Raw genomic sequence first — 8,531 nt, 5'->3', positions numbered from 1 at the left:
TAAAAATTCAATCTGTACAGAAACACTAAAAAACCCGCGATTTTGTTACATTTCTACACCCATTTTCTCCAATTTTATATACCTTGTAAAACAAAAAAACACATCACTACATATAAGTAGCGATGTATTTTTATATAATGACAAAAACGGTTGCTTCAAAACTTCACACACGATCCTTCGCTTATATACTAACCTGTTTACTAATCGTTTCTCGCGCTAAAAGAAAACTCATAATCACTTGCGCAGCTACTCTACTCGTCATATCCCTAAAATCAAGAGTTGGATCAATTTCTACTATATCCATCCCTTGAACGAGTGGCTCTTTACCAAGGAATTCAATTGCATCAAGTAAAGTTGTACTATCCATCCCACCAGGGCCAATTGCTGGACAGCCCGGCGCAAACGCTTGGTCTAGTACGTCCATATCAAGAGAAATATAAATAGAAGTCACATCTTGTTTTCTTAATACTTCAATACTTTCTGAAATAAGATCTTTTATTTTTCGCTCTCTTACATCTTTCATTGTATACACTGTCACGCCATGCTCTTTTGCATATTCATGGTACGCTCGTGCATTTGAAAAATTACGAATCCCAATTTGAACGAGCTGTTTTCCTGTAATCACATCATTTTCTAGCAAACTACGGAACGGTGTACCATTTGATGGACCACCATCATCTAAATTACGTAAATCATGATGGGCATCAAATTGAATAATACCGACCTTCCCTTTACTATTTGCAAAACCAGTTATACTCGGAAAACTAATCGAGTGGTCACCACCAAGAACGATTGGTATCATTTTCGGATTTACTTTCGTCAAGTGACCAACTGTTTTCGCAATTCGGTTATGACTCTCTTTTATATCTGTCACATGCATCGTAATATCACCACAATCATGAAGAACACTTCCTTTCATATCGTGTTCTTCTGTAATTGCGTACGTGCTATATGCATCCAACATTGAACGAATTGTTTTTGGTGCAAAACATGCTCCTGAATGACTAATAGATGGTTTAGAAAGGGGCGCTCCAATTAAGGCAGCACCGAATATTTCCACACCTTCTTCCCAATTTTTAATCATTTCGCTCCACTTCGTCACTTCACGATCGATAAACTTTGCATTTTTCTTTAAATAGTGGCCGTGCTCCACGATTGTTCACCTCTTGTATATGCGATATTCCCATTCTTCCATACTGTATTTACATGACTTACGCCGTAATGGTACGGTACGTAAGCGTAATTATAAGCATCCCATAAAACTAAATCCGCCTTACGACCAACTCTAATTTTCCCAGCTACATCGCCTCGATTAATGGCATAAGATGAGTTCACTGTTACCGCATTCCAAACTTCTTCTGGTGTCATTTTCAGTTTCAGCATCGCAATGCTCATAATAAGCTGAATGTTTTCAGTTGGACAGCTACCTGGGTTAAAGTCTGTAGCTAAAGCAACTGCAACACCTTCATCAATCATTTTGCGGCCGCGTGCGAAGCTTTCTTTATTTAAATAGAAAGTTGTTCCTGGTAATAAAGTTGCTACTGTATTAGAATTCGCAAGCATTTCAATTCCTTTATCAGAAGCGCCAACTAAATGGTCCGCTGATGCTGCACCAATTTCAGCCGCTGCTTCCGCACCACCAAGAGGGTCGATTTCATCTGCATGAATTTTCACATCAAAGCCAAGCTCTTTCGCTTTTAATAAAAATTCTTTTGATTCTTCTACAGAGAACACACCTGTTTCACAGAAAATATCAACGAACTCAGCTAATTGCTTCTCTTTCATTTCTGGCAATAGATCTAGCATCCATTGTAAAAATTCTTTCGATTTTCCTTTGTACTCTTTCGGAACTGCATGAGCACCTAAAAATGTTGAAACTAAATCGATTGGATGCTCTTTTTGTAATTGTGCAGTTGCCTCTAATTGTTTCCATTCTGTCTCATCATCCAATCCGTAACCACTCTTCGCTTCTACAGTTGTAACTCCGAAAGATAGCATACGGTCTAAATGGAATTTAGCTTTTTGAACAAGTTCTTCTTTCGACGCTTGTTTCGTTGCATTTACAGTTGAAAGAATACCTCCACCTTGTTCTAAAATTTCCAAGTACGGAACTCCTTGTAGTTTTAGCGCGATTTCATTTTCACGAGATCCACCAAATACAAGATGAGTATGCGGATCAACAAGACCAGGAGAAACCATTTTCCCACCGCAATCAATAACCTCTTTCGCTTGTAATCCTTTAGCTTCTTCCGCTGTTCCAACGAAAGTAATTACACCATTTTCAATTCCAACCGCACCGTTTTCAATAACAGGAAGCGTATTCATCGCTTCCCGTCTTAACAAGCCATCTTCTTGATCCATTGTTAGTAATTGACCGATATTTATTAGTAAAGTGTCCAGCATGTTTCTTCCTCCTTATTTCATCATTGGAATGTTAACGCCTTTTTCTTTCGCAGTTTGAACCGCTAAGTCATAGCCTGCATCAACGTGACGAACAACACCCATACCAGGGTCAGAAGTTAATACGCGTTCAATACGTTTTGCCGCTGCTTCTGTTCCATCTGCAACGATAACCATTCCAGCGTGAAGTGAATAACCCATACCAACGCCACCACCGTGATGAACAGACACCCAGCTTGCACCGTTTACACTGTTAATTAATGCATTTAAAATTGGCCAGTCTGCTACTGCATCACTACCGTCTTTCATAGATTCTGTTTCACGGTTTGGAGATGCTACTGATCCACAATCTAAATGGTCACGGCCGATAACGATCGGTGCTGATAATTCACCATTAGCCACCATTTCATTAATAATGCGGCCAAATTTCGCACGCTCGCCATAACCAAGCCAACAAATACGTGATGGAAGACCTTGGAACTCAACTTGCTGACGTGCCATACGAATCCAATTACATAAATGCTCATTATCCGCGAACTCGCGTAAAATAACTTCGTCTGTTTTATAAATATCTTCTGGATCACCAGAAAGTGCTACCCAGCGGAATGGTCCTTTTCCTTCACAGAATAATGGACGGATAAATGCTGGAACGAATCCCGGGAAATCGAAAGCATTTTTTAATCCTTCATCGAAAGCAACTTGGCGAATGTTATTTCCGTAATCAAATGTAATCGCGCCTTTTTCTTGCATTGCAAGCATTGCTTCTACATGTTTTTTCATACTTTCTTTTGATAATTGTACGTAACGTTCTGGATCTTCTTCACGAAGCTTCGCTGCTTCTTCTACTGTGTAACCTACTGGAATATAACCGTTTAATGGATCATGGGCAGAAGTTTGATCCGTAACTAAGTCAGGGATAATATTACGGTTTACTAACTCAGGTAAAATTTCTGCTGCATTACCTAATAATCCAATTGAAATAGGCTCTTTCTTCTCTTTATATTCGTTTGCAATAGCCAATGCTTCTTCTAATGATTCTGTATACTTATCACAATATCTCTTTTCAATACGACGATCGATACTACGCTTATCTACATCAATAGCAATTACAACACCGCCGTTCATCGTTACAGCAAGCGGTTGTGCGCCACCCATGCCACCTAAACCAGCAGTAATCGTTACAGTACCTTTTAATGAACCATCGAAATGTTGACGTGCCGCTTCACCAAATGTTTCATATGTTCCTTGTAAAATCCCTTGTGTCCCAATGTAAATCCAGCTACCCGCTGTCATTTGTCCGTACATCATAAGACCTTTTTTCTCTAGTTCACGGAAGTGATCCCAGTTCGCCCACTTCGGTACTAAGTTTGAGTTCGCTAAAAGAACGCGAGGCGCATCTTCATGTGATTTAAAAATTGCTACCGGTTTTCCTGATTGAACAAGTAACGTTTCATCGTTTTCTAACGTTTTTAATGAATCAACAATTGCATGGTAGCTTTCCCAATTACGAGCTGCACGGCCAATTCCGCCATATACAACTAATTCTTCTGGTTTTTCAGCTACTTCAGGATCTAAATTGTTCATTAACATTCGAAGTGCAGCTTCTTGAACCCATCCTTTCGTTTGTAACTCAGTACCTCTTGCCGCACGAATTGTTTGTTGTACTTTTTCCATTTCAATCTCTCCCTTTTCTCGTTTTATAGTGCTGCATTTACATCCAATCTTTCCTTTATTGAATAATTCGTTTTTAACCAATGCGCGATATTTTCAATATCCGTTGAGAATATACGGTCATTTGTAATAGAAGGCACTTGCTGACGACCTTGATGATAGAACGTTTTTGTAACTGTACTCATGTTTTCAATTCCGCGATATTCTGCTGCTTGCATCGCACAGATCATCTCAATTGCAAGAACACGTCTTGCATTTTGAATAATTTGATGCGCATGACGTGAAGCGATTGTTCCCATACTTACGTGATCTTCTTGGTTAGCTGAAGACGGAATTGAATCTACACTCGCTGGATGAGCTAACGTTTTATTTTCTGAAACGAGTGAAGCCGCTGCATATTGCATAATCATGGCACCTGATTGAAGTCCTGGTTCTGGACTTAAAAATGGTGGTAAGTCATTTAATTGCGGATTTACTAGGCGTTCAATACGGCGCTCTGAAATATTTGCAAGCTCCGCCATCCCTACTTTTAAGAAGTCCATTGCAAATGCAATTGGTTGTCCGTGGAAATTACCACCAGAGATTACTTTTTCACCGCCATCAAAAATAAGTGGATTATCTGTTGCTGCATTCATTTCAATTTCTAATTTTTCTTTCACATAATTTAAAACTTGCCAAGAAGCACCGTGAACCTGCGGGATACAACGAAGTGAATATGCATCTTGTACACGAAGTTCTCCTTGTTTTGTCACAAGTTTACTATCATGAAGAATATCACGAATTCTGCTTGCCACTTCGACTTGCTCTTTATAACCACGCGCTTTATGAACATTTTCATCGAATGCATCAATAATGCCGCGTAATCCTTCCATTGTCATCGATGCAATTAATTCTGATTGATAAGCACTTGCTTCAGCTTCTATATAAGAAAGAACCCCTTGCGCTGTCATTGCCTGCGTACCATTGATTAACGCAAGACCTTCTTTTGCTTCAAGTTCAATAGGTTCAAGTCCTTCTTCTGTAAGAGCAACCATCGCATGAACTCGTTTTCCTTTGTAGAACACTTCACCTTCACCTAATAAAACGAGAGCAAGATGAGATAAAGGTGCTAAATCACCGCTCGCTCCTAGTGATCCTTGTTGCGGAACGACTGGATGAATTTTACGATTTACAAACTCAAGAAGCATGTTTACAACAAGTGGTCTAACACCCGATACTCCTTTTAACATCGTATTAGCTCGTAAAATCAACATACCGCGTGATACTTCTTCAGGGAATGGATCGCCTATTCCGCACGCATGTGACTGAATTAAGTTGTGTTGAAGTGCTTTTACATCATCTTTTTGAATAAGTACATCACTAAACTTTCCAAATCCAGTTGTAATACCGTAAACGACTTTTCCGTCCTCTACAATTTTCTCGACAACTTCGCGGCACTCTGCCACTTTTTGCATACTAGTTGGGCAAGCTGTTACACCTTCACCTTCAAGTAACAACCTCTTCATTTCTTCAACTGTCAATGTGTGTCCTGTTAACGTAATCATTCTTTTTCCTCCTTATAAAGGCAAAAGGGGACCTTATCTTTTTAAGACAGACTTCTGTCCTAAAAAATAAGGCCCCCTTCTAACTAATAGACTATGGGCAAATCATATGTGATTAATTCCTAAACCAATCGCCTCATGCTCAGATCCTTTTACAGGTGCACCAATCGTTCCATAAAGTGCAACAGCAACCCATTCGCCTTCTTTTTTTCCGTCGTATGGTGTACCGCGCACAATCGCAAAGCGAAGTCCTACTGTACGAAGAACGTCTGCTAACTGAATTTGACCTCTCGTCACTCCGTACAAAGCTTCCATAATTGCATGATAAAGTGCATGTGTTTCTCTGTAAACATCTGTTTCAATAACTCGGTTGCTCTTAGCCGCTGTTTCCATTGCTGCTACTACTTTTTGCGAATTCATAGAACCAACTTTCCCAGTACAATATTTCCAACCTTTCGGAATAGATAATACGGGACTTTCATTCTCATCCGCAAGTGCCAACAGCATGGCCATACGACCAATTCGATGTGTTCCTTGAAGAAGCATGTGACTCTCTCATTTCTTTTGAATTATTTGAATATTACTTAATTTAAGAATATATGAAAACGGTTAAATCGTCAATAGTTTAAAATATTATTCAAGCAATTTTTTATCCCTCTCATACTTGTACTTGTGTACACAATTTATTTACAGATTTTTTTCAGACGTGCTATAGTCTCACTAACAGATGCAAAGGGGCGAAATTTCAGTGGCGAAGCGAAAAGATATTCATTTTCGAATTGAAGAAAAATTACTTACAAGGTTTGAAGACGCACTCCATTACGAAGGTTTAAATAAAACAGATGTATTAACACATGCGATTCAGCAATTTTGCATAAAGGTGGAATGTGAAAAAATGAATGATGTAAAACGCCAATACAACGTAAGTAACCATTTACAAACACGTATCGATACGCATAAACATTACGAAGAAAAACAAGTGAATGTAGATGAAGTCGTCATTGAACATTTACAACTCCAAGGGGAAGAAAAAATATTAGAGGTCGGGTGTGCTAACGGAAAATTTCTTTCCCTTTTGCAAACTAATGGTCATAAAGGACATCTAACTGGTTTTGATCAATCCGAAACTATGCTTTCTGAAGCTGCTATAACGAATAATATGATTGAATGGAAACTCGGTGACGCTAGTAAACTTCCTTTCGAAGCTAATTGTTATGACCTGCTAATCGCAAGGCATATGTTATACCACATGAAAGATGTCGAAAAAACTATTCAAGGATTCCATAAGATAATTCGTCCTGGCGGCGCCCTTTTAGCTACAACAAATTCTAAAGTTTCATTACCTCGTATAGATGAAATGTGTAACAAAATGTTAGTCACATTTGATTTACCAAAAACATCACCGTCAGTAGCTCCATTTTGTTTAGAAAATGGTAAAGATCTATTACACTCTGTTTTTTCAACTGTTGAAGAAACAATTATTCATAATGCACTTGTTTTTCATCATGCCACTCCAATCGTTAACTATATTTCTAGCATGTTCCCGTCGTTGAATATACCTGATAATATGTCCCTTCACACCGAAATGAAGGAATGGCTAAAAGAAGAAATAGAAAATGATTTATCATTTCATAACGGTATATGGCGCGATCCGAAAACGTTAGTGATTTATCGATGTAAAAAAGAAAAGAGCTAGCATTCGCTAGCTTTTACACGTTTTCCGGTAAAAGATTCTCCATCATTATATTGCCCTTTCCACTATAAAAATTTGTATTATGTTCATTCACTACTCCAAAATAGGAGGCAATCGCTAGTCCAAATGGCACAAATGCATGTCCTTGTGCTGTAATAATATTTGCATGCTGTACAACTTCTGTATACACAAAATTTTCTACTGGAAAACAATCTAATTTTTGATAATCTATGGTCACTGTATAAGAGATTTCTTTTAGTAAACCTGCCCTTGCTAACGCATACGGTCCAGCACAAATCGCTGCCACTAATTTTCCTTGCTCAGAAAATTGACGAATAACTGAAAAAAGCAGTTTCGCCTCTTTCATATGTATTTCATCTCCGCCCGGAATGATAATCCCCTCATATTCTTCTACACGCACTTCACTTAATTCTATATGCGGCTGTACTTGTAAGCCTGTTTCACTTATAATCATTTCTTTTGTTAAACCCGCTGTAATGATTTCATATTTCTTTTTCAGCAATGCTGTTGCTACCGTTATTTCAAACTCTGCAAATGTCGGGTATACGAATAATAATATTTTTTTCATAGCCTTTTCTCCCTTAGCCACCCTATAAAATATGCCTCTAATTCGTCCACTGATAATATATTAGTGTCCACATAAGTTACGGGAAATTGTTTATACCATTCTTTTTCAACTTCTACTAATTTAAATTGTTCCTCAAATGTACTTCGATTTCTTGTCCTATCATTATTTCTCCTATCATACAAACTCTCTTTCGAAACATCTAAATAAAAAATTGCATCCGAACGGCATTCTCTTAATTTATACAATTCATCTTTTAATTCTGTTTCTATACCCCACTCTTTCCCTATCAATTTCGGATAAAAGAGTGTATAAAATTCAATATCTTCTGGCCCACGATCAAAAATCACGACTGAACTTTTCACATTTTGAAACTCTTTTATTTTTGCTTCAATAAACATTTTTTGATTCGTAATAAACCCCTCTTTTGAGTTCATATCTAAATGTAATTCTTTTCTTTTTTCTACAATTGGATATGGATTTTCGTATATAATTGAAAGCTCATATTGCTCTAACCTTTTTGCCAATGTTGTTTTCCCACTTGCCATCGGTCCTTGGAGTGAAATTACGTATGTCATCCCTCTCATTCCCTTGTACTGTATTACATAAATAATAAACAGAATTTTGAAAACTATCAACA

At 38.0% G+C, this 8,531-nt stretch carries 8 protein-coding genes; 1 reads left to right on the top strand and 7 read right to left on the bottom strand.

The window, feature by feature from the left end:
- Nucleotides 1-181: 181 nt before the first annotated feature.
- The 5 genes from hutG to hutP all read right to left on the bottom strand — a co-directional run bounded on the left by hutG (nucleotide 182) and on the right by hutP (nucleotide 6,158).
- A complete protein-coding gene (gene hutG, locus AB3X49_RS13875) occupies nucleotides 182-1,153 on the bottom strand; it encodes a formimidoylglutamase (RefSeq protein ID WP_367962795.1) in 972 nt (323 codons plus the stop codon).
- Nucleotides 1,132-2,403, bottom strand: coding sequence for an imidazolonepropionase (gene hutI / locus AB3X49_RS13870; RefSeq protein ID WP_002128543.1), 1,272 nt, complete (start codon nucleotides 2,401-2,403; stop codon nucleotides 1,132-1,134). The genes hutG and hutI overlap by 22 nt, the downstream gene beginning before the upstream one ends.
- Nucleotides 2,404-2,415: 12 nt before the next feature.
- Complete coding sequence (gene hutU / locus AB3X49_RS13865) at nucleotides 2,416-4,074, bottom strand: urocanate hydratase (RefSeq protein ID WP_002033512.1); 1,659 nt, start codon at nucleotides 4,072-4,074, stop codon at nucleotides 2,416-2,418.
- 23 nt (nucleotides 4,075-4,097) lie between these two features.
- Entirely contained in the window at nucleotides 4,098-5,615 is a 1,518-nt protein-coding gene (gene hutH, locus AB3X49_RS13860) for a histidine ammonia-lyase (RefSeq protein ID WP_002033511.1), read from the bottom strand.
- Nucleotides 5,616-5,717: 102 nt separating this feature from the next.
- The gene (gene hutP, locus AB3X49_RS13855) at nucleotides 5,718-6,158 is read right to left on the bottom strand and encodes a histidine utilization transcription antiterminator HutP (protein ID WP_000926519.1); all 441 of its coding nucleotides are present in this window, start codon (nucleotides 6,156-6,158) and stop codon (nucleotides 5,718-5,720) included.
- A 181-nt stretch (nucleotides 6,159-6,339) separates the two neighbouring features.
- Between hutP and AB3X49_RS13850 the strand changes: the two genes are divergently transcribed.
- A complete protein-coding gene (locus tag AB3X49_RS13850; RefSeq protein ID WP_085960791.1) occupies nucleotides 6,340-7,308 on the top strand; it encodes a class I SAM-dependent methyltransferase in 969 nt (322 codons plus the stop codon).
- A gap of 13 nt (nucleotides 7,309-7,321) precedes the next feature.
- Here AB3X49_RS13850 and AB3X49_RS13845 read toward each other — a convergent pair whose 3' ends face one another.
- On the bottom strand, nucleotides 7,322-7,894 hold the full coding sequence (locus tag AB3X49_RS13845) for a DJ-1/PfpI family protein (RefSeq protein ID WP_002167821.1): 573 nt from the start codon (nucleotides 7,892-7,894) through the stop codon (nucleotides 7,322-7,324).
- Nucleotides 7,891-8,469, bottom strand: a complete 579-nt coding sequence (locus tag AB3X49_RS13840) for an AAA family ATPase (RefSeq protein WP_367962791.1) — start codon at nucleotides 8,467-8,469, stop codon at nucleotides 7,891-7,893. The genes AB3X49_RS13845 and AB3X49_RS13840 overlap by 4 nt, the downstream gene beginning before the upstream one ends.
- Nucleotides 8,470-8,531 lie beyond the last annotated feature (62 nt).

It is taken from the genome of Bacillus sp. C30 (genome assembly GCF_040838255.1).
Lineage (GTDB): Bacteria > Bacillota > Bacilli > Bacillales > Bacillaceae_G > Bacillus_A > Bacillus_A mycoides.
Note: the sequence above shows the minus strand (reverse complement) of the source record. Positions and strands in the feature narration are given on the sequence as shown.